A 20,197-nucleotide genomic window follows, 5' to 3' on the forward strand; every position below is an offset into this window, starting at 1 on the left:
CTTCTCAACTCACCTGACAGTCATGGTTGGTTGACGTCTGGTTGACGATTGAATGATGTCTGTGAGGCAATTCCTTCGGCCTCGGCGGAACGCTCCGACCGCCCTGCCCGCCCGGTGCGTGCAGGGCGGCGGTGCACGAGGCGTGCACCCGGCGCACTACCAGCGTGCACGGCGCACGACCCGGTCCCAGGGGCGCGCGCTGTGCACAGTCGCACACCGGGTCGATCAGAGCCGGGGAGCAGGTGTGCTCGAAACGGTGAATGCTTGACAAAGTTGGGTAAATCACCGGCGGACCCGGCGTATTCATGCTTCTCTGCTGCTGAATCTCCAGCCGGAATCCCTCCTTCCACGGTCGGCCGCGCCCAGGGCCGGACAGCCACGAACAGCCTCGCCATCGCCTAGGCCTACTCGGTGCTGCCCGGCGGGCGCGCACGGAGCTGAAACGCGGAGCCGAGCATGCTCACCACACTGCAGACCTCCTACACGGACACCCGCGCCGGTGACCTGGCCTGGTGCCTGGGCGGCGACCCGCTGCCCGCTCTCGCGGTCCGCGACCTGAGACTCGACGGAGGCGGCCAGCCCGCCGCGTCCGGCACCCTCCAGCTGCGGCTGCTCGGCGCTTCGCACCAGGTGGTGATCGCCGCCGGCCCCGGCGAGTGCCTGGAGACCGTCGCCTGCCTGCCCGGCCGCCGCACCCCGCTGCCGGCCCGGGTGGCCAAGCAGGTCGGCGGCTGGGAGTACGAGTTCGCGGCCCGGATCGAGGCGCTGCCCCCGCACGACTTCGCGGCCCGCGCGCAGGAACTGCTGGCCCTGGTCGAGGGCCACCCGCGCGGCCTGGCCGGAGTGTTCCCGGGCGACCCGAGCGCCTTCACCGCGCTGGTCACCCAGGGCGGCGCCGACCGGCTGCTCTGGCGGACCTGGCACGCCTACCCGCAGGAGGGCCGGCTGGTCTGCACCCGCTCCTCGCTGGTGGTGTCCGGGGCATGACCGCCCGGGGTACGACCGCCAGCCGTCCGAGCAGGGTCGCCGATCCCGCCATGGCCTATGAATCGCACGCAGGAACGATTCGTCAATCCGGCGCCCAGCACTGTCCGTCGAATGGGCGCAGCTATCCGTCCCGAACGTCCCCTAGCGTTTGTTCGTGATCAACCATCCGGCCGGTCCACCCGCCCGCTCGCGAGTGGACCTCGACGACGGCGCCCCACCCCGGCCCGGGCGGAGCCTCGCCCCCCTGCCCGCCCGCCGTCGGTCCCGGCTGCGCTCCCACCCCCGGCTGGCCCGCCTCACCGTCCTGCTGGCCGCGTTCGTCTGTGCGGCCTGCGGACTCGTCTACGAACTCGAACTCGTGGCGCTAGGCGACTACCTGCTCGGGGACTCGGTCACCCAGACCTCCGTCGTGCTCTCCGTCATGGTGTTCGCGATGGGCCTCGGCTCGCTCCTCGCCAAACGCCTCACCCGGCGGCCCGCCACCGCCTTCGCCCTGGTCGAATGCGCCCTCGCGCTCACCGGCGGCCTCTCCGTCCTCGCGCTCTACTCCTGCTGGGCCTGGATCGGCCGCTACCAGGCCGCCATGGTCGGCCTCACCTGCCTCATCGGCATCCTCATCGGCGCCGAGATCCCGCTCCTGATGACCCTCATCCAGCGGATCCGGCGCGAGGACGCCGGCCGCGCCGCCGCCGACCTCTTCGCCGCCGACTACGTGGGCGCGCTGATCGGCGGCCTCGCCTTCCCCTTCCTCATCCTCCCCGGCCTCGGGCCCGGCGACGGCGCCCTCGTCACCGGCGCCGTCAACGCCGTCGCCGGAGCCGCCGTCGTGCTCTGGCTCTTCCGCGAGGAACCCGCTCCCCGGATACGGCTCCTGCTCTGGGGCGGCTGCGCGCTCGTCCTCGCCCTGCTCGCCGCGGCCGCCGCCGGCTCCGGTGCCGTCGAACGCGCCGCCCGACACGCCCTCTACGGCGCCCAGGTCCGCTTCGCCGCCCGCAGCCGCTCCCAGGAGATCGTGCTCACCGGCCCCACCGAAGGCCCGCTCCGGCTCTACCTGAACGGCCGCCTCACGGTCTGCGGACCGGACGAGTACCGCGGCAACGAGGCCCTGGTCCACCCGGCGATGGCCGCCGGCCCGGACGCCCGCGTCCTGCTCCTCGGCGGCGGCGACGGCCTCGCCCTGCGCGAGGTGCTCCGGCACCGCGGCGTCCGCTCCGTCCGGCTCGTCGAGGCCGACCCCGCGCTCCCCCGGCTCGCCCGCACCGACCCGGGGCTCGCCGCCCTCACCGACCACTCCCTAGACGACCCCCGCGTCCACGCCACCGCCGCCGACCCGATGGCCTGGCTGCGCGGCGCCGCCGCGGCCGGCGGACCGTACGACGTGGTGCTCGCCGACCTGCCCGCGCCCTCCGACGGCGGACCGGTCACCTTCCACTCCCAGGAGTTCTACGGCCTCGCCACCCGGCTGCTCTCCCCCGGCGGCCGCGTCGCCGTCCGGGCCGGCGGCGACCCGGACGGCCTCTGGCCGATCGAGTCCGGCCTGCGGACGGCGGGGCTGCAGACCGTCCCGTACGCCGTCCAGGGCAGCGCCACCGCGAGCTGCCGCCCGGACCCGCCGGGCGTCGCCCAGACCTTCCTCCTGGCGGCCGCCGCCCGGCCCCCGCTCACCCTCGCCCCCGACGCCCCACCGCCCCGCGCCCTCACCCCCGACGCCCTCCGCGGCTCCGCCACCCGCCTCGCCGCCCTCCGCCCCGCCCACCCCCCGGCCGCCCTCACCCTGCTCGGCCCCCGCTGAGCCGGGAGCGCGGGGCCGGACACCGGTGGTCCGGGGAAGTCGGGTGGCGGTGGGTGGGGACCGGGCGGGGTTCGGTCGGTAGGCTCCCTGACATGGAGCATGAGGTTGTCGTCCCGATGCCCGCCGAGTTGGTGCGGCAGGCCTTGCAGGATCCGGCTCTGCTGGCCCGTAGCGTGCCGGGGCTGAGCACCGAACCGGCCGCGGTCGGCGGTGGGCCGGCGGAGGAGATCGGCGGCCGGCTGAAGCTGCGGATCGGCGGCTCCACCATCACGTACAAGGGCGTGCTGTCCCTGATCGAGGGGCGCGAGGGCGTGCTGACCGTGTTCGCCGAGGGCCAGGAGGCCCGCGGCAGCGGCGAGGCGACCGCCACCGTCCGGGTCAGCGTCGCGGACGGCGCCGAGGACGGTACCGCCGTGGTCCGCTTCACCGGCGACCTGAGCGCCACCGGCCGGCTCACCGAGTTCGACGGGGAGACCCTCGACGCCGCCGGCCGCCGTCTGCTGGACCGGTTCGCCACCGCGCTCGCCTCCCCGGACGCCGAGCCGGAGAGCGAGGGCGACGGTGAGGGTGAGGGCGACGGCGAGAGCGACACGGAGACCGACGCCGACGTGGTGTTCATCGAGGAGCACCAGGACCAGCCCGGCGACGACCTCGACGACGACCTGTCCGACCTGATCGCCTTCTCCGACGCCGACGCCGAGCGCTTCGGCCTGCCCACCGGCGGCGGCGACGAGGACGGGCCCGAGGAGGGCGTCGCCGAGGAGCTCCCCGCCGAGCCGCTCTTCGAGTACGAGGAGGAGCCGGCGGGCGGCGGCCCGGTGCGCCGCAGCATCGTCGGCCGCTCGGCCGAGGAGGTGGACCACGCGCCGCCGCGCGGACGGTACGCCCCGGCACTGCCGGCCCGTAGCGCCCGGGCCCGGGCGGCGTCCCGCTGGGGCGGCGAGGCCGGCGGGATCGTGGTGCCGGGTTCCGGCGGCCGCAGCGCGGTGCCGTGGATGATCGGCGGCGGGGTCGCGCTGCTGGGTGGCGCCGTGGTGCTGGTCAGGGCCTTGCGTCGCCGCTGACCGACGGGAGAGGGCCTAGACTGGACGCTCATGAGCAACGACCGCGACGCCCTGCTGGCACAGATCAAGGACAAGGCCGTCGTACACGGCAAGGTCACCCTTTCCTCCGGCAAGGAGGCCGACTACTACGTCGACCTGCGTCGGATCACGCTGGACGGCCAGGCCGCCCCGCTGGTCGGCCGGGTGATGCTGGACGCGACCTCCCACCTGGAGTACGACGCCGTCGGCGGTCTGACCCTGGGCGCCGACCCGGTGGCCGCCGCGATGCTGCACGCCGCCGCCGCGCGCGGGCGTGAGCTGGACGCCTTCGTGGTCCGCAAGGCGGGCAAGGCGCACGGCCTGCAGCGCCGGATCGAGGGCCCGGAGGTCAAGGGCCGCCGGGTGCTGGCGGTCGAGGACACCTCCACCACCGGCGGCTCGGTGCTGACCGCCGTCGAGGCGCTGCGCGAGGCGGGTGCCGAGGTGGTCGGCGTCGCGGTGATCGTGGAGCGCGGCGGCGCGGCCGCGGTCGAGGCGCAGGGCCTGCCGTACGTGACCGCCTACACCCTGGACGACCTGGGCCTCTGAGCCCGGCCGGACCTGACAGCAGAAGGGGCCGGGTCCTGTTTCACGTGAAACGTGAAACAGGACCCGGCCCCTTCGCGTGTCGTGCGCGAAGCCCCGGTGCTCAGCCGCGCCGGTGGCGGCCGCCGCCGCTCTGCACGGCGTCGGCCTCGGCGCTCTCCACGGCGCCACCGGCCTTGCGCTTCTTGCGCTCGCGCAGGACCTCGATCAGGATCGGCGAGACCGAGAGCAGGACGATCAGCAGCACCGCCGGGATCAGGTACTTGTCGATCACCGGGGCGAGCGCGTCGCCGAAGAAGTAGCCGATCAGCAGCATGGACTCGGTCCAGAGCACGCCGCCGATGACGTTCCACAGGAAGAACGTCCGGGCGGGCATCTCCAGGGTGCCCGCGACCGGGTTGAGGAAGGTCCGGACGATCGGCATGAAGCGGGCCAGCACCACGGCCTTGCCGGGCCCGAACTTGTTGAAGTACTCCTCCGCCTTCACCACGTACTCGCGGCGGAAGATCTTCGACTCGGGCTTGTCGAACATCTTCGGCCCGACCTTGACCCCGATCAGGTGCCCGAGCTGGGCCCCCGCGACCGCGGCCACCGGGGCGCCGACGAGCAGGACGGCGATCGGCAGCTTGGCGCCGTCGCCGAGCACCGACGAGGCGGCGTTCGACGCCGCGACGCCGGCGATGATCAGCAGTGAGTCACCCGGGAAGAAGAAGCCGACCAGCAGGCCGGTCTCCGCGAAGATGATCGCGATCAGCCCGATGGCGCCGAGGGACGAGATCAGGGATTTGGCGTCGAGGATGTTGACGGCCAGCTGGTTGTAGTCCACGGGCGCAGGATAGCGGGCCGTTCTGTACGGGGGCTTCGCCCAGCCGGTGTATCCGGTGTCCGCCGAAGGTCGCAGGAGCGGGCCGTCCGCGTCGGCGGCGGCGACGGTCCGACTGGCGGGCTCCTGCTGACCTGCGGGCACGAGTCTGGGAGGATGGCACGGGCGTCCGGTCCGCAGCGGCACACCACCCTCATTGCCGTACCGCGGAGGTCGCTCGAACCTTGGTGCCGGAGAGCCACACCGCAGCGCCGCGCGTCGGCGGCCGGCACGGAGTCGTACCGAAGGCGTACACAGCGTCGGACAGCACCGTCCGTACGCCGCAACCCGACAGGAGCGGATCGCATGCCCATCGCAACTCCCGAGGTCTACAACGAGATGCTGGACCGGGCCAAGGCGGGCAAGTTCGCCTACCCGGCCATCAACGTCACCTCGTCGCAGACCCTGCACGCCGCACTGCGTGGTTTCGCCGAGGCCGAGAGCGACGGCATCATCCAGATCTCGACCGGTGGCGCGGAGTTCCTGGGCGGCCAGCACAACAAGGACATGGTGACCGGCGCCGTGGCGCTGGCCGAGTTCGCGCACATCGTCGCCGCCAAGTACGACATCACCGTCGCGCTGCACACCGACCACTGCCCGAAGGACAAGCTGGACGGCTACGTCCGCCCGCTGCTGGCGGTCTCCGCCGAGCGCGTGGCCAAGGGCCAGAACCCGCTGTTCCAGTCGCACATGTGGGACGGCTCGGCCGAGACCCTCGCCGACAACCTGGCGATCGCCCAGGAGCTGCTGGCCCAGGCCGCCGCCGCCAAGATCATCCTCGAGGTCGAGATCACCCCGACCGGCGGCGAGGAGGACGGCGTCACCCACGAGATCAACGACGAGCTGTACACCACCGTCAACGACGCCGTGCGCACCGCCGAGGCGCTGGGCCTGGGCGAGAAGGGCCGCTACCTGCTGGCCGCCTCGTTCGGCAACGTGCACGGCGTCTACAAGCCGGGCAACGTCGTGCTGAAGCCGGAGCTGCTGCGCGAGCTGCAGGACGCGATCGGCAAGCAGTACGGCAAGACCGACCCGTTCGACTTCGTCTTCCACGGCGGTTCCGGCTCGACCGCGGCGGAGATCGCCACCGCGCTGGAGAACGGCGTCGTGAAGATGAACCTGGACACCGACACCCAGTACGCCTTCACCCGCCCGGTCGTGGACCACATGTTCCGCAACTACGACGGTGTGCTGAAGGTCGACGGCGAGGTCGGCAAGAAGAACACCTACGACCCGCGCACCTGGGGCAAGCTCGCCGAGGCGGGCATGGCCGCCCGCGTGCTGGAGGCCGCGCAGCAGCTGCGCTCGGCCGGCAACCGCCTGAAGTGAGCCCGGCGGCCGGGCCGAGCCCGGCCGCGGTGTGAACGCGGGTGCGCCCCCCGGTGGACTTCACCGGGGGGCGCACCTGTGGGTGGGTCTGCTGCCTCAGCAGCCGTGCGGGTCTACTGCTTCAGCTCCGCGTACGCCTCCGCGCTGCTGTCCTTCAGGAACTGCCAGCAGCGGGCCTCCTCCTCGGTCTCCTTGATCGCGCCGGCCGCCCGTGCGAGCCCGGCCAGGCAGCGCAGGAAGCCGCGGTTGCCGCGGTGCTCCCACGGCACGGGGCCGTGGCCCTTCCAGCCGTTGCGGCGCAGCGCGTCCAGGCCGCGGTGGTAGCCGGTGCGGGCGTAGGCGTAGGACTCGACGTAGCGGCCGGCCGCGTAGGCGTCGTCGGCGAGCATCGCCCAGGCGAGGCAGAAGGTCGGGAAGTCGGCGGCCACCTGGGTGGGTGAGGCCGATTCCTCCGCCAGCATGCGGTAGGGCTGCTCGTCCTCCGGGAGAAGGGTCGGGTCGGGGCCGTCGAGAAGATTCCGGTGAATCGCCATGCAGGCAGTCTGCCATCCGGGGCGCCAGGGTCAACCGCCGTCCCGGGATCGGCGGCGGCCGCCGGGCGCCTGCATACCCGGTATGTGGACATTCACCCGTTCGCCATGCCAGGGTGTCGATCATGCCCGCAGCCAGATCCGCCGCCAGGAGCGGCAGTGCCCGCGGCCGCCGGCGCCGCCGGCCGCCGCGCCGGCTCGGGCCCGGCATGCTCGCGGCGCTGGTGACGGCGGTGGCGGTGCTGGGCGGTACGGCGGTCGTGCTGGCCCGCTCCTCCGGCGCGCCCGACGGCGGGCCGACCGCCCAGGCGCGGATCGCCCCGCCGACCGATCAGGCCCCCTCGTCCGTCGGCCCGACGCCGACCCCGACGCCGACCGACACCCCGAGCGAACCCCCCGCTCCGTCCTCGACGCCCACGCCCACCACGCCCGACCCCGGCCCGGCCAAGGGCGCGGGCACCTTCAGCATCGCCGCCGCCACCGCCCAGCCGGTCGGACGCGGCACCGTGCGCCGCTACCGGGTGGAGGTCGAGGACGGCATAGGCATCGACGCCGGCGCCGCCGCCACCCAGATCCACGGCTTCCTCGGCGACAAGCGCGGCTGGACCAACGACCGCAGGAACGGCTTCCAGCTGGTCGCCGGCGGCGGGTACGACTTCACCGTGAAGATCGCCTCACCGGCCACCGTGGACCGGATCTGCGGCGCCTCCGGCCTGGACACCCACGGCGAGGTGAACTGCAACGTCGGCAACCAGGTGCTCGTCAACTCCAAGCGCTGGAACACCGGTTCACCGCAGTTCAGCGGCCCGCTCGACGAGTACCGGGCACTGATCATCAACCACGAGGTCGGCCACCGGATAGGCCACGGGCACGAGACCTGCCCCGGCCCGGGCAAGCCGGCGCCCGCGATGATGCAGCAGATCTACGGGCTCAAGGGCTGCGAGCCGAACGCCTGGCCGTACGCGGAGAACGGCACCTACCTCGGCGGGCCGTCGGTGCCGTAGGGCCCCCCGAAGCACGGCTACCCGAGCACCGGCAGGTACTCCCGCAGGTCGCTGCGCTCGCCGGAGGCGGAGACCGCCGCCGCGTCCACCGCGGCCGCCCAGTCGGCCCGGCCGGTGGCCAGCCGGATCCAGGTCAGCGGGTCGGTCTCGACCACGTTCGGCGGGGTGCCCCGGGTGTGCCGGGGGCCCTCGACGGCCTGCACGACGGCGTACGGCGGGATCCGCAGCTCGACCGCGCCGCCCGGCGCGCGGTCGGCGAAGGCGTCGGCCAGCAGCCGGGTGACGGCGGCGACGGCCTGGCGGTCGTGCGGGAAGCCGTCGAGACCGAGCGCGACGGCCAGGTCGTCGGCGTGCACGACGGTCTCCACCAGCCTGGTCACCAACATGTCGGCGAGCGTCATCGAGCCCAGCCGGATCTCGAACCGCCGTGCCGGGTCGGCGGCTTCGGGCCGGTCCAGCAGACCGGTCAGCGCGTCCGCCGCCCGGGTGAAGGCCCGCGCCACCGAGGCCGCGTCCCCGCCGAAGTCGCCCGCGGCCCTCGCCCGGGCCTGCTCGTCGAGCAGCGGCGCGACCGTGCCGACCGCGGCCACCCACCCCGACAGGCCCAACGGCGCCCGCCCCTCCAGCGGATCGTCGAGGTGCTCGGGGACGAAGTCGAGCTGGACGGCGAGGTGCGCGATCAGCTCGCGGACCGTCCACTCCCCCAGCCTGGTCGGCCGGGCCAACCACTGCTCGGCGTCCGGGCGTTCACAGAGCTGCCGGACGGCGTCGCGCAGCGCGCCGGTCTGCGCCGCGAGCGCGGCGCGCACCTTCTGCGGCTGGTAGGTACGGGGCTTGGGGGGCATGGCCCCCAACATACGCCGAGGGGCGGACGGCCCCGTCGGACCGTCCGCCCCTCGAACCGCGCGGGTCAGGCGAGCAGAGCCTCGATGACGCCGGTGTGGGCGTCCTTCAGCTCGGCCAGCGAGACGGTGAACTGGCCCTGGACGTCCAGGGATTCGCCGTCCACGACACCGATGCGGGTGGCCGGCAGGCCGCGCGCGGTGCACATGTCGTTGAACCGGAGCTCCTCGCTGCGCGGCACCGCCACGACAGCGCGGCCGGCCGACTCGGAGAACAGGAACACGAACGGGTCCGCGCCCTCGGGCACGATGATCCGCGCGCCCTGGCCGCCCTTGAGGCAGCTCTCCACGAGCGCCTGGCCGAGGCCGCCGTCGGAGAGGTCGTGCGCGGCGTCGATCATGCCGTCGCGCGAGGCGGCGATCAGGATGTCGCCGAGCAGCCGCTCGCGCTCCAGGTCGACCTTGGGCGGCAGACCGCCGAGGTGGTCGTGGACCACCTGCGACCAGGCCGAGCCGCCGAGCTCGTCCGCGGTGTCGCCGAGCAGGTAGAGCAGCTGCCCCTCCTCGGCGAAGGCGACCGGGGTGCGCCGGGTGACGTCGTCGATGACGCCGAGCACCGCGACCACCGGGGTCGGGTGGATGGCGACCTCGCCGGTCTGGTTGTACAGCGAGACGTTGCCGCCGGTGACCGGGGTGCCGAGCACCAGGCAGGCGTCGGCCAGACCGCGGGTGGCCTCGGCGAACTGCCACATCACGTCCGGGTCCTCGGGGGAGCCGAAGTTGAGGCAGTCGGAGATCGCGAGCGGCTTGGCGCCGCCGGCCGCGACGTTGCGGTAGGCCTCGGCGAGGGCCAGCTGGGCGCCGGTGTACGGGTCCAGCTTGGTGTAGCGGCCGTTGCCGTCGGTGGCGACCGAGACGCCGAGGTTGGTCTCCTCGTCGATCCGGATCATGCCCGAGTCCTCGCCGACCGAGAGCACGGTGTTGCCGAGCACGTAGCGGTCGTACTGGTCGGTGATCCAGGACTTGGAGGCCTGGTTCGGGGAGCCGGCGACCTTCAGCAGGTCGGCCTTGAGGCCCTCGCCGGTGGTCGGGCGGGCCAGCCGCTCGCCGGTGGGGGCGTCGGCCTGCAGCGCGTCCTGCCAGCTCGGGCGGGCGTACGGGCGCTGGTAGGTCGGGCCCTCGTGGGCGACGGTGCGCGGCGGCACGTCGACGACGAGTTCGCCGTGCCAGAAGATCTCCAGGCGCTCGCCGTCGGTCACCTCACCGATGACGGTGGCGATGACGTCCCACTTCTCGCAGATCTCCAGGAAGCGGTCGACCTTGCCGGGCTCGACGATGGCGCACATGCGCTCCTGCGACTCGCTCATGAGGATCTCCTCGGGCGAGAGCGTGTTGTCGCGCAGCGGCACGGTGTCCAGCTCGACCCGCATGCCGCCGGAGCCGGCGCTGGCCAGCTCCGAGGTCGCGCAGGACAGGCCCGCGCCGCCCAGGTCCTGGATGCCCTTGACGAGCTTCTCCCGGAAGATCTCCAGGGTGCACTCGATCAGGAGCTTCTCCTGGAACGGGTCGCCGACCTGGACCGCCGGACGCTTGGTCGGCTTGGTGTCGTCGAAGGTCTCGGAGGCGAGCACGGAGACGCCGCCGATGCCGTCGCCGCCGGTGCGGGCTCCGTACAGGATGACCTTGTTGCCGGCGCCGGAGGCCTGCGCGAGGTGGATGTCCTCGTGCTTCATGACGCCCACGCACAGCGCGTTGACCAGCGGGTTGCCCTGGTAGCAGGAGTCGAAGACGACCTCGCCGCCGATGTTCGGCAGGCCCAGGCAGTTGCCGTAGCCGCCGATGCCCGCGACGATCCCGGGCAGCACGCGCCGGGTGTCCGGGTGGTCGGCCGCGCCGAACCGCAGCGGGTCCATCACGGCGACCGGGCGGGCGCCCATCGCCAGGATGTCGCGCACGATGCCGCCGATGCCGGTGGCCGCGCCCTGGTAGGGCTCGATGTACGACGGGTGGTTGTGCGACTCGACCTTGAAGGTCACGGCGTAGCCCTGGCCGACGTCGACCACACCGGCGTTCTCGCCGATGCCGACGAGCATCGCGTCCGAGTCGGGCTTCTTGTCGCCGAACTGCTTCAGGTGGACCTTGCTGCTCTTGTACGAACAGTGCTCCGACCACATGACCGAGTACATCGCGAGTTCGGCGCCGGTCGGGCGGCGGCCGAGAATCTCGCGGATGCGCGCGTACTCGTCCTCCTTGAGCCCGAGTTCGGCCCAGGGCTGGGCGACGTCCGGGGTCTGCTCGGCGTTCTTGACGGTGTCGAGGCTCATCAGGCGTTCACCAGCTGCTTCAGGACGGAAGTGAAGAAGCCCAGGCCCTCGACGGTCGGACCGGTGAGCGGCTCCACGGCGTGCTCCGGGTGCGGCATCAGGCCGACGACATTGCCGGCGGCGTTGGTGATGCCGGCGATGTCGCGGTACGAACCGTTCGGGTTACCGTATCCGTCAGCGGCATCGCCGCGGGCCACGTAACGGGCCACCACCCGGCCCTCCGCCTCCAGTTGGTCCAGGACGCGCTCCTCGGCGACGAACCGGCCCTCGCCGTTCTTCAGCGGAACGACGATTTCCTGGCCCGCCGAGTAATCCCGGGTCCAGGCGGTACCGGTGTTCTCGATGCGCAGCTTCTGGTCGCGGCAGACGAAGTGCAGCGAGTCGTTGCGGGTGAGCGCACCGGGCAGCAGGTGCGATTCGCAGAGCACCTGGAAGCCGTTGCAGATACCGAGGACCGGCATTCCCAGCTTCGCCTGCTCGATGACGGTGTCCATCACGGGCGAGAAGCGGGAGATCGCGCCGCAGCGCAGATAGTCGCCGTAACTGAATCCGCCCGGCAGGACGACGGCGTCGACCTGGTGGAGATCCTTGTCACGGTGCCAGAGCGCGACCGGCTCGGCGCCGGCCAGGCGGACCGCGCGCTGGGCGTCACGGTCGTCGAGGGAGCCGGGGAAAGTGACGACGCCAACGCGGGTGGTCACTTCGCCGCCTCCTCGACGCGGACGGTGAAGTCCTCGATCACGGTGTTGGCGAGAAAGGTCTCGGCGGCTTCGCGGATACGGGCGAGCGCGGCGTCGTCGACCGGGCCCTCCACTTCCAGCTCGAAACGCTTGCCCTGGCGGACGTCGGCGATCCCGGTGAATCCGAGACGGGGCAGTGCACGCTGCACCGCCTGGCCCTGGGGGTCGAGGATCTCCGGCTTGAGCATGACGTCGACTACGACGCGTGCCACTGGCACTCCCGGTGGTGTCTTCGGTGAGGCGGGGGAACTCCAGACTACCGGGGGTTTCGGGCGGGATTGCTGGCCGGGGCAGGCGACGCGCGTAGACCCGAGACCCTTACGCGGCAAGGGATCCAAGCCCGTGAACCCCCGGCCGGGCCGCGCGGTTTCCACGGATTCGGCCCCCGGAACGAGAACACCCGAAGAACACCCGAATACGGCACTCCGGGACAGATCGACCCGTCCCGCACTCCGGTATCCGGCACTCCGGCGAAGACACGTGAATATCCGGAAAAGAATGCCGGACTCTTCGATTTCGACCCCCTTCGGGTGCAGAATAGGTCCACCTGTCGCGGCAAGTGCTGCGTATCCGGCGGGCCACCAGGCCTGCCCGTATGCGCTTGCGCGAGTGGTGCACATCAGGCCCCCGGACGCACCCCGCGAACCGGCGGCCGAATTGCCCGAGAGGATTGACACCCATGGCTCAGCGTGTAGTTGTCACGCTCTCCGACGACCTGGACGGCGGCGCCGCGGCGGAAACCGTCCACTTCGGCGTCGACGGGAAGTCGTACGAGATCGACCTGTCCGTGGACAACGCGGAAAAGCTGCGGGAGGCCCTCGCTCCGTTCGTCGCGGCCGGCCGCCGCCAGAGCCGCACCGGAAAGTCCTTCCGCCGCACCGCGCTCACCCCGGACCCGGCCGCGGTGCGCGCCTGGGCCCTGTCGCGCGGCATGGAGCTGCCGGCCCGCGGACGCATCCCCAAGCACGTGTACGAGCAGTTCGCCGAGGCGAACTGACCGCCCCGGGCACCCCGGTCGCCCCGCCCGCCCGGACCGAAAGGGTGGGGCGACCACCCCGGACGATGCTGTAGAGTAATCCTCGTCGCCGCAACGGAGAGATCCGAAGAGGCGGCGGGTGCCCCACCAGGCACCATGCGGACGTGGCTCAGTTGGTAGAGCATCACCTTGCCAAGGTGAGGGTCGCGAGTTCGAATCTCGTCGTCCGCTCGCAGTGTGCGAGCACAGCACAACTTCATAGTCAGACCTGCGGACGTGGCTCAGTTGGTAGAGCATCACCTTGCCAAGGTGAGGGTCGCGAGTTCGAATCTCGTCGTCCGCTCCAGAACGAAAGGCCCCCTCGATCGAGGGGGCCTTTCGGCATTCCCGCTCCACGCCGATCCCGGCCCATGACATTTGTCATCGCCGACCCGTGGATCTCCACCGCCGGTTCATGACGGCGCGCACTGCCCGCCCGGCCGGGGAGGCGGAAGGCTTGAGCCATGGAAACGAGCCAGCCCCTGCGCCCCGGCGACAGCGTGATCGAGGTCACCGACCTGCACCGCCACTACGGCAGCGGCACCACCGGGTACCACGCCGTCCGCGGCATCGACCTGACCGTCGGCCGCGGTGAGCTGTTCGCCCTGCTCGGCACCAACGGGGCGGGCAAGACCTCCGCCATGGAGCTCATCGAGGGCCTGGCCGCCCCCACCGGCGGCACCGTCCGGGTGCTCGGTCACGACCCCCACCGGGAGCGCGCCGCCGTCCGCCCGCGGATCGGCATCATGCTCCAGGAGGGCGGCTTCCCCGGCGACCTCACCATCGCCGAGACCGGCCGCAGCTGGGCCGGCATGACCAGCAACGCCCGCCCGGTCGACGAGGCCCTGGAACTGGTCGGCCTCGGCCACCGCCGCGACGTCCGGGTCAAGCAGCTGTCCGGCGGCGAGCGGCGCCGGCTCGACCTCGCGATGGCCCTGCTCGGCCGCCCCGAGGTGCTCTTCCTGGACGAGCCCAGCACCGGCCTCGACCCCGAGGCGCGCGCCGCCGTCTGGCGGCTGGTCCGCGAACTGCGCTCCCAGGGCACCACCGTGCTGCTCACCACGCACTACCTGGAGGAGGCCGAGGAGCTCGCCGACCGGCTGGCCATCATGCACGGCGGCCGGGTCGTCACCACCGGCACCGTCGCCGAGGTGATCGCCGGACGGCCCTCCCGGATCAGCTTCGAACTCCCCGAGTTCACCGGGACGGCGCTGCCGGTCCTCGCCGGGGCCGAGATCGCCGTCGACGGCCGCAAGGTCACCGTGCAGACCGGCGGCCTCCAGCACACCCTCTTCGAACTGCTCGGCTGGGCCCAGCAGCACGGGATCACGCTCGGCTCCCTGGACGCCCGCAGCGCCTCGTTGGAGGAGGCCTTCCTCGCCATCGCCTCCGAGGCCGCCCACCAGGCCCCGCCCCAGTCGCCCGCCGCCCCCACCGCCCGCACCGCCCGCCGCCGCCTGATCGGATCCGCCCGATGACCACCGCCACCGCCGCCAAGACCGCCGCCGGCCCGCAGAGCACCACCGCCCGCCGGCTGCTCTCCCTCGGCCGCGCCGAGGCCACCCTGCTGCTGCGCAACCGGGCCGCCCTGTTCACCGCGCTGCTGCTGCCGCTGCTGCTGATCGCCGGCCGGCGCAACATGCTCAAGCAGCAGGCCGAGTCCCACCCCGGACTGGACGTCGACACGCTGCTGATCACCGGGACCATCGGCGGCGTCCTCGCCTTCGTCGTCTACTACAACCTGACCGCCGCGTACGTCGCCCGCCGCAACGAGCTGGTGCTCAAGCGGCTGCGCACCGGCGAGGCCCGGGACATCGAGATCCTGGCCGGTACGGCGGTGCCCTCGGTGAGCCTCGCCCTGATGATGTGCGCCGTGGTCGGCATCGGCGCCGCCGCCCTCCTCAAGCTCAGCACGCCGGTGAACCCGCTGCTGCTGGCCGTCGGGCTGGTCCTGAGCATCGCCGTCTTCATCGCACTGGCCGCCATCTCCAGCGCCTTCACCAAGACCGTCGAGACCGCCGGCATCACCACCCTCCCGGTGCTGCTGGTCTCCCAGTTCGGCTCCGGCCTGCTCATCCCGCTGGAGATCATGCCCCCCGGGCTGGCCGACTTCTGCCGCCTGCTGCCCACCACCCCGGCCTTCCAGCTGATCCGGATCGGCTGGACCGGCAGCGACGGCTCGGCCGCCGCCACCGGCTTCGCCGGTACCTGGTCCACCGCCGCCCCGCACCTGGTGACCGGCACCGTCTGGCTCGGCCTGGCGGTCTGGGGCGCGGTGCGCTACTTCCGCTGGGAGTCGCGCCGCTGACGCCCCGGCGGGCACCCTCTCTGGAAGTGCGAAGGTCAGACCCCCGTTCCGCCTCTGATATGAAGGTAGCGACACGATCTTGATCGAAACGGGGAGCGATTCGATGGCCGTCCAGGGGCCGGTCCGCAGATGGAAGGGCTTCGGCAAGCCCCAACGCGCCGAGCTGTACTTCCGCTGGTCGCTCTACATGGTGGCCTGGTGCATCGTCCCGGTGAACCTGGTGTTCAGCGCCTCCTCCGTCACGAACATCGACCGGTCGGTCGACGCCGTCCGGGTCACCCTGGTCGTCTCGCTCGCCTCCACCCTGCTCTGCCTCCGGGCGTTCCGCACCTCGCTCGACCACTACCTGCACCGCCCCACCGAGCACCTGCGCTGGCTGATCGTCAACAGCGCGCTCTCGGTCGCCGGTTCCTGGGCCGTCCTGCTGCTGGGCCCGTCCGCAGCCGAAGCCGGGCGGCCCGGAGGGACGCCGTTCACCGCGTCGGTCGCCATCGCCATGCTGTGCGCCGCCATCGGCCCGATCGGCGTGGGCCTGCCCCTGCGCCAGGTCCTCGCCGCCGGACTCGGCCTGATCCTGCTGATCGCCCCGGCGATGCTGCTGGCCGGGATGAGCCCCGCCACCACGGCCGGGCTGGCGGTCGGGGCGGCGATCAGCCTGACCTTCCTCGTCGGCACCTGCCGCAGTTTCGCCTGGGTGACCGCGATCATCTGGGAACTGGAGACCGCCCGCGAGGCCCAGTCCCGGCTGGCCGTCGCCGAGGAGCGGCTGCGGTTCTCCCGCGACCTGCACGACGTGATGGGCCGCAACCTCACCACCATCGCGCTCAAGAGCGAACTCGCCGTCCAGTTCGCCCGCCGCGGGCGCCCGGAGGCCGCCGACCAGATGGCCGAGGTCCAGCGGATCGCCCAGGAGTCGCAGCGCGAGGTCCGGGACGTCATCCGCGGCTACCGCACCGCCGACCTGCACGCCGAGGCGATCGGAGCCCGCGCGGTGCTCCGCAGCGCCGACGTCACCTGCGAGATCGACCTCGGCGAGAACGCCGACCGACTGCCGCCGGCGATCCAGTCAGTGCTCGGCTGGGTGATCCGCGAGGCCACCACCAACGTGCTGCGGCACAGCGAGGCCGCCCACTGCCTGATCCGGCTGAACCTCCAGGACGGCCGCGCCGTCCTGGAGCTGGAGAATGACGGGGTGCCCGCCGTCCCGCTCCCCTCGCTGGGCGGCGGCACCGGACTGCGCGGCCTGCGCGAACGGCTGGCCGCCCACGACGGCGAGCTGACCATCCCCGAGGCCGCCCAGGGCACCTTCCGGATGCTCGCCGCCGTCCCGCTCTGACCCGCACCCACCGACGGAGGACCGCCCGATGACCGACCCCGCACCCGTGCGCGTCCTGCTCGCCGACGACGAGCACCTGATCCGGGGCGCGCTGGCCGCGCTGCTCTCCCTGGAGGAGGACATCACCGTGGTCGCCGAGGCCGGCTCCGGCCCGGAGGCGCTGGCGATGGCGCAGGCCCACCGCCCGGACGTCGCGGTGCTGGACCTCCAGATGCCCGGCAAGGACGGCATCGAGGTGGCCACCGAACTGCGCCGGCTGCTGCCGGACTGCCGCTGCATGATCGTCACCGGCCACGGCCGCCCCGGCTACCTCAAGCGCGCGCTGGAGGTCGGGGTGCGCGGCTTCCTGCCGAAGACCGTCTCGGCGGCCGACCTGGCCGGCATCATCCGGACCGTCCGGGCCGGCGGCCGGTACGTGGACCCGGAGCTGGCCGCGGACGCGATCAGCGCGGGCGAGACCCCGCTCACCCCGCGCGAGACGGACGTCCTGGAGCTGGCCGCCGACGGCACCTCGATCACCGAGATCGCCGAACGGGCGGCGCTGTCCCCCGGCACCGTCCGCAACTACCTGTCCTCGGCGGCCGGGAAGCTGGGCGCCGAGAACAGGCACGCGGCGGTGCGGATCGCCCGCGAGCACGGCTGGATCTAGGTCCGGATCCAGACCCGGATCCAGACCCGGCCTCGGGCTCGCGGGCGGCCGGGCGTCAGGCCCAGGCGGTACCGGTCAGCCGCTCGTACACCTCGATGTACTTGGCGCGGGTCCGCTCGACCAGCTCGGCGGGCAGCTCCGGCGGCGGCTGCTCGCTGTAGCGGTCCCAGCCGGAGGCCGGGGAGACCAGCCAGTCGCGGATCAGCTGCTTGTCGAAGGACGGCTGCGAGCGGCCGGGCTGCCACTCGTCGGCCGGCCAGTACCGGGAGGAGTCCGGGGTGAGCACCTCGTCGCCGATCAGCAGCTCGCCGTCCAGCAGGCCGAACTCGAACTTGGTGTCGGCCAGGATGATGCCGCGGTCGCGGGCGATGTCCCGGGCCCGGCCGTAGACGTCCAGGGTGGTGCGGCGCAGCTGGGCGGCCAGGTCGGCGCCGATCCGGCGGGCGGTCTCCTCGTAGGAGACGTTCTCGTCGTGCTCGCCGACCTCGGCCTTGAGCGCCGGGGTGTAGATCGGGGCGGGCAGCTCGGAGCTGTTCTCCAGGCCCTCCGGCAGGGCGATGCCGCAGACCGTGCGGTTCTCCTGGTACTCGGCCAGGCCGGAGCCGGCCAGGTAGCCGCGGGCGACCGCCTCGACCGGGACCATGTCCAGGCTGCGGCAGATCAGCGTGCGGCCCTTCCAGTCGGCGGGGGCGCCGGACGGGACCTCGGTGGAGATCACGTGGTTGGGGACGATGTCGGCGATCCGCTCGAACCACCACAGGGACAGCTGGGTGAGGACGCGCCCCTTGTCGGGGATCTCGTTCGGCAGCACCCAGTCGTGGGCGGACATCCGGTCGCTGGCGACCATGACCAGCTCGCCCGACTCGGTCCGGTAGAGGTCGCGCACCTTGCCGGTGTGCAGGTGGACGAGGCCGGGCACCTGGACCGGCTCGGGCTTGGTGACAAATCCGCTCAAGGTGTCTCAGTCCTCAGGGGTCGTTCGCGGGCGTGGGGCGCGCGAAAGGGGAGGTCACTGCCCCCGCAGTCTTTCACGAACCCCCGAGGCCCCGTTTCTGGCCGGGGGCGGCCCCGCTCCGGCCCAGGGAGGCACCGCCGAAGGAGGCCTCGTTCTTGCCGAGGCGGTCGAGCAGGTTGGCGGTGGCCCGCTGGATCCGCTCGTCGGTGAGGCCGGGGCGGCCCAGCGCGGGCGACCAGGCGAAGGTGCCGGCCGCGAACACGTACGCGCCGCTGGGCGCCCGGTACAGCGAGGTCTCCTGGTAGCGGGTGCGGCCGGCGAGGTCCTGGTACGGCGAGTGCGCGAGCAGCACCCGCTCGGTGTGCTCGGGCAGCGCCACCTTGGGGTAGTAGCGGTCGGCCTCGCCGGCGACCAGGCCGGGCAGTTCGTCGCCCTCCTGCAAGCCGGTGCCGTCCCAGAGCCAGTGCGCGGTGTGCCGGGCGATCAGCGGGACGGGCGCGGCGACCCGGCCCGAGTACTGCAGGCCGAGCACCTGCTGCTCGGGCTCGCCGGCGTCCCGCCACAGCGCGCTGGCCGAACCGGACACCCCGGCGGCCGGGCTGCCCGGCTGGACCTTCTGCCGCTTGCGGCAGTTGAGCAGCCGGTTGGGTTCGCCGGAGGCGGCGGCGGTCAGCTCGACCCGCCAGTACATGGTGTTGGCGGACAGGAACACCAGCGAGGTGCCGTCGTCCCTGGCCTGCTCGACGGCCCGGCGCATCGGCTCGGACCAGTACTCGTCGTGGCCCGGGAAGATCAGCGCCCGGTGCCGCCCCGGGTCGACCAGGCCCGCGTGCAGGTCGGTGGCGGTGGCGTAGGAGAGGTCGTAGCCGTAGCGCTCGGCCCAGCGGATGAAGTCGTACGCGTGGCCGACGTGCAGCGGCAGCCCGGCGGTGGCGTGCGGGCGGTCGAAGGAGACCGTGACGGCCGCCTCCGGCTCGCCGACCAGGCCGCCCCGGCCGTCCCAGGCGTGGTAGAGGCTGGCGCCGCTGCGGCCGTCCTCGGGGAACAGGTTGTAGGCCTGCCAGGTCACGTCCGGGACCACCAGGAGCAGTTCGGCGGCGTGCTCCCGGTCCTCGAAGTCCCGGACGGTGAACGGGATGTGGCTGCGGTGCAGCATGTCCGCGGTGGTCAGCACGGCGACGTACGCGCCGGGCTTCCAGTGCACCGGGATCTGCAGCCGCCAGGAGTGCCACCAGTGGTGGCAGGAGACCGTCCGCTCGACCACCAGCGGGGCGGGCTGGGCCAGCCCGGCGATCAACGGGCTGGACGTCATGTGGCGGGCGCCGTCGCCGCCGTAGTGGCCGATCCGCCAGACGTCCACGGTGAACTCGCGGGGCGGGTTGACCGTGACCCGGAAGTCCACCGAACCGCCGGGGCGGATCACCCCGGCCGAGGCGAAGCCCTTGATCTGCTGGTCCACGTCGTTGGCGCTCTGCGGGGTGCCGACCGGCGGCTTGGGCCGGGCGCCGACCGCCAGCGGCCGCTGGCCGGGCGCGTCCACCGAGACGTACCAGGGGACGGCGCCCTCGGCGCCGGCCAGGTACTGGTCCGGGCTGCGTAGCCAGGGCAGCGGGCCCTGGCCGAAGGGGTCGGAGACGCTGTAAGCGTGCGTTCCGGACTCCCAGCGGCGGTTGAGTTCCGTGCCCACGCGCCCCTCCCAGGTGCACTTCCGCCCGGTTGGCACGTGCCCCCCGGATGTGCGTGCGGTCTAATACACCACAGAGTGCTGGCGCTCCGTCACCCTGCGGTCGCAATTGGTGCCGGGAATCTCACGCCCTCCCCCGGCCGGGCCTCCGGCCTGCGGAGACGGCCGCCCGCCGGTCGGTTTGGGGGCGCGTGCCGGAGCGCCGAGCGCCG

General features: G+C 72.7%; 19 protein-coding genes and 2 tRNA genes. 13 read left to right on the top strand and 8 right to left on the bottom strand.

Going from position 1 to position 20,197, the window contains the following annotated elements; genetic code table 11:
* The first annotated feature begins 456 nt into the window (after nucleotides 1-456).
* The 4 genes from ACIQVZ_RS02710 (at nucleotide 457) to pyrE (ending at nucleotide 4,410) form a co-directional block, all read left to right on the top strand.
* Nucleotides 457-987, top strand: a complete 531-nt coding sequence (locus tag ACIQVZ_RS02710) for a DUF2617 family protein (protein WP_402446583.1) — start codon at nucleotides 457-459, stop codon at nucleotides 985-987.
* 154 nt (nucleotides 988-1,141) lie between these two features.
* Nucleotides 1,142-2,779 (top strand): polyamine aminopropyltransferase, encoded by a 1,638-nt coding sequence (locus ACIQVZ_RS02715; RefSeq protein ID WP_402446585.1) that lies wholly within the window; start codon nucleotides 1,142-1,144, stop codon nucleotides 2,777-2,779.
* Nucleotides 2,780-2,871: 92 nt separating this feature from the next.
* On the top strand, nucleotides 2,872-3,843 hold the full coding sequence (locus ACIQVZ_RS02720) for an SRPBCC family protein (RefSeq protein ID WP_402446588.1): 972 nt from the start codon (nucleotides 2,872-2,874) through the stop codon (nucleotides 3,841-3,843).
* A gap of 30 nt (nucleotides 3,844-3,873) precedes the next feature.
* Entirely contained in the window at nucleotides 3,874-4,410 is a 537-nt protein-coding gene (pyrE, locus tag ACIQVZ_RS02725) for an orotate phosphoribosyltransferase (RefSeq protein WP_280673778.1), read from the top strand.
* A gap of 100 nt (nucleotides 4,411-4,510) precedes the next feature.
* On the opposite strand, the gene ACIQVZ_RS02730 is transcribed toward pyrE, so the two are convergent.
* Nucleotides 4,511-5,233, bottom strand: a complete 723-nt coding sequence (locus ACIQVZ_RS02730; protein WP_350876612.1) for a VTT domain-containing protein — start codon at nucleotides 5,231-5,233, stop codon at nucleotides 4,511-4,513.
* Between the two features lie 342 nt (nucleotides 5,234-5,575).
* On the opposite strand from ACIQVZ_RS02730, the gene fbaA reads away from it, so the two are divergent.
* Nucleotides 5,576-6,598 (top strand): class II fructose-bisphosphate aldolase, encoded by a 1,023-nt coding sequence (fbaA, locus tag ACIQVZ_RS02735; protein WP_063348525.1) that lies wholly within the window; start codon nucleotides 5,576-5,578, stop codon nucleotides 6,596-6,598.
* Nucleotides 6,599-6,711: 113 nt separating this feature from the next.
* Here the strand turns inward: fbaA and ACIQVZ_RS02740 are convergent, their stop codons facing one another.
* Nucleotides 6,712-7,131 (bottom strand): DUF3151 domain-containing protein, encoded by a 420-nt coding sequence (locus ACIQVZ_RS02740; protein ID WP_350876615.1) that lies wholly within the window; start codon nucleotides 7,129-7,131, stop codon nucleotides 6,712-6,714.
* Between the two features lie 122 nt (nucleotides 7,132-7,253).
* On the opposite strand from ACIQVZ_RS02740, the gene ACIQVZ_RS02745 reads away from it, so the two are divergent.
* Nucleotides 7,254-8,132 (top strand): DUF3152 domain-containing protein, encoded by an 879-nt coding sequence (locus ACIQVZ_RS02745; RefSeq protein ID WP_402446591.1) that lies wholly within the window; start codon nucleotides 7,254-7,256, stop codon nucleotides 8,130-8,132.
* A gap of 17 nt (nucleotides 8,133-8,149) precedes the next feature.
* On the opposite strand, the gene ACIQVZ_RS02750 is transcribed toward ACIQVZ_RS02745, so the two are convergent.
* The 4 genes from ACIQVZ_RS02750 to purS all read right to left on the bottom strand — a co-directional run bounded on the left by ACIQVZ_RS02750 (nucleotide 8,150) and on the right by purS (nucleotide 12,250).
* Complete coding sequence (locus tag ACIQVZ_RS02750; RefSeq protein WP_402446594.1) at nucleotides 8,150-8,977, bottom strand: sterol carrier family protein; 828 nt, start codon at nucleotides 8,975-8,977, stop codon at nucleotides 8,150-8,152.
* Nucleotides 8,978-9,042: 65 nt separating this feature from the next.
* Nucleotides 9,043-11,298, bottom strand: coding sequence for a phosphoribosylformylglycinamidine synthase subunit PurL (gene purL, locus ACIQVZ_RS02755; RefSeq protein WP_402446597.1), 2,256 nt, complete (start codon nucleotides 11,296-11,298; stop codon nucleotides 9,043-9,045).
* A complete protein-coding gene (gene purQ / locus ACIQVZ_RS02760; protein ID WP_350876623.1) occupies nucleotides 11,298-11,999 on the bottom strand; it encodes a phosphoribosylformylglycinamidine synthase subunit PurQ in 702 nt (233 codons plus the stop codon). Before purQ ends, purL begins: the two co-directional genes overlap by 1 nt.
* On the bottom strand, nucleotides 11,996-12,250 hold the full coding sequence (purS, locus tag ACIQVZ_RS02765; protein WP_045692676.1) for a phosphoribosylformylglycinamidine synthase subunit PurS: 255 nt from the start codon (nucleotides 12,248-12,250) through the stop codon (nucleotides 11,996-11,998). The genes purQ and purS overlap by 4 nt, the downstream gene beginning before the upstream one ends.
* A 467-nt stretch (nucleotides 12,251-12,717) precedes the next feature.
* On the opposite strand from purS, the gene ACIQVZ_RS02770 reads away from it, so the two are divergent.
* From ACIQVZ_RS02770 to ACIQVZ_RS02800, 7 genes are all read left to right on the top strand, one after another.
* Entirely contained in the window at nucleotides 12,718-13,035 is a 318-nt protein-coding gene (locus ACIQVZ_RS02770; protein ID WP_063348519.1) for an Lsr2 family protein, read from the top strand.
* 137 nt (nucleotides 13,036-13,172) lie between these two features.
* Nucleotides 13,173-13,245, top strand: a tRNA-Gly gene (locus ACIQVZ_RS02775).
* A gap of 39 nt (nucleotides 13,246-13,284) precedes the next feature.
* Nucleotides 13,285-13,360: transfer RNA gene (locus tag ACIQVZ_RS02780), tRNA-Gly, on the top strand.
* A 157-nt stretch (nucleotides 13,361-13,517) separates the two neighbouring features.
* Nucleotides 13,518-14,531: an ABC transporter ATP-binding protein gene (locus tag ACIQVZ_RS02785; RefSeq protein ID WP_350876625.1), complete on the top strand. Its 1,014-nt coding sequence runs from the start codon at nucleotides 13,518-13,520 to the stop codon at nucleotides 14,529-14,531.
* Entirely contained in the window at nucleotides 14,528-15,361 is an 834-nt protein-coding gene (locus ACIQVZ_RS02790) for an ABC transporter permease (protein WP_350876627.1), read from the top strand. Before ACIQVZ_RS02785 ends, ACIQVZ_RS02790 begins: the two co-directional genes overlap by 4 nt.
* 103 nt (nucleotides 15,362-15,464) lie before the next feature.
* Entirely contained in the window at nucleotides 15,465-16,697 is a 1,233-nt protein-coding gene (locus ACIQVZ_RS02795; protein WP_402446602.1) for a sensor histidine kinase, read from the top strand.
* 28 nt (nucleotides 16,698-16,725) lie between these two features.
* A complete protein-coding gene (locus ACIQVZ_RS02800) occupies nucleotides 16,726-17,346 on the top strand; it encodes a response regulator transcription factor (RefSeq protein ID WP_350876631.1) in 621 nt (206 codons plus the stop codon).
* Nucleotides 17,347-17,401: 55 nt separating this feature from the next.
* Here ACIQVZ_RS02800 and ACIQVZ_RS02805 read toward each other — a convergent pair whose 3' ends face one another.
* Complete coding sequence (locus tag ACIQVZ_RS02805; protein WP_350876633.1) at nucleotides 17,402-18,301, bottom strand: phosphoribosylaminoimidazolesuccinocarboxamide synthase; 900 nt, start codon at nucleotides 18,299-18,301, stop codon at nucleotides 17,402-17,404.
* A gap of 73 nt (nucleotides 18,302-18,374) precedes the next feature.
* Complete coding sequence (locus ACIQVZ_RS02810; RefSeq protein ID WP_402446605.1) at nucleotides 18,375-19,988, bottom strand: N,N-dimethylformamidase beta subunit family domain-containing protein; 1,614 nt, start codon at nucleotides 19,986-19,988, stop codon at nucleotides 18,375-18,377.
* Between the last annotated feature and the right edge of the window lie 209 nt (nucleotides 19,989-20,197).

This window comes from Kitasatospora sp. NPDC098663 (genome assembly GCF_044760075.1).
Classification (GTDB): Bacteria; Actinomycetota; Actinomycetes; order Streptomycetales; family Streptomycetaceae; genus Kitasatospora.

Bases quoted from the DNA above. Each gene is read 5' to 3' on its own strand.
- pyrE (WP_280673778.1), top strand. From the start codon at position 3,874: ATGAGCAACGACCGCGACGCCCTGCTGGCACAGATCAAGGACAAGGCC.
- ACIQVZ_RS02770 (WP_063348519.1), top strand. From the start codon at position 12,718: ATGGCTCAGCGTGTAGTTGTCACGCTCTCCGACGACCTGGACGGCGGC.
- ACIQVZ_RS02710 (WP_402446583.1), top strand. From the start codon at position 457: ATGCTCACCACACTGCAGACCTCCTACACGGACACCCGCGCCGGTGAC.
- ACIQVZ_RS02720 (WP_402446588.1), top strand. From the start codon at position 2,872: ATGGAGCATGAGGTTGTCGTCCCGATGCCCGCCGAGTTGGTGCGGCAG.
- ACIQVZ_RS02740 (WP_350876615.1), bottom strand. From the start codon at position 7,131: ATGGCGATTCACCGGAATCTTCTCGACGGCCCCGACCCGACCCTTCTC.
- purL (WP_402446597.1), bottom strand. From the start codon at position 11,298: ATGAGCCTCGACACCGTCAAGAACGCCGAGCAGACCCCGGACGTCGCC.
- fbaA (WP_063348525.1), top strand. From the start codon at position 5,576: ATGCCCATCGCAACTCCCGAGGTCTACAACGAGATGCTGGACCGGGCC.
- ACIQVZ_RS02785 (WP_350876625.1), top strand. From the start codon at position 13,518: ATGGAAACGAGCCAGCCCCTGCGCCCCGGCGACAGCGTGATCGAGGTC.
- ACIQVZ_RS02800 (WP_350876631.1), top strand. From the start codon at position 16,726: ATGACCGACCCCGCACCCGTGCGCGTCCTGCTCGCCGACGACGAGCAC.
- ACIQVZ_RS02795 (WP_402446602.1), top strand. From the start codon at position 15,465: ATGGCCGTCCAGGGGCCGGTCCGCAGATGGAAGGGCTTCGGCAAGCCC.
- ACIQVZ_RS02750 (WP_402446594.1), bottom strand. From the start codon at position 8,977: ATGCCCCCCAAGCCCCGTACCTACCAGCCGCAGAAGGTGCGCGCCGCG.
- ACIQVZ_RS02745 (WP_402446591.1), top strand. From the start codon at position 7,254: ATGCCCGCAGCCAGATCCGCCGCCAGGAGCGGCAGTGCCCGCGGCCGC.
- ACIQVZ_RS02790 (WP_350876627.1), top strand. From the start codon at position 14,528: ATGACCACCGCCACCGCCGCCAAGACCGCCGCCGGCCCGCAGAGCACC.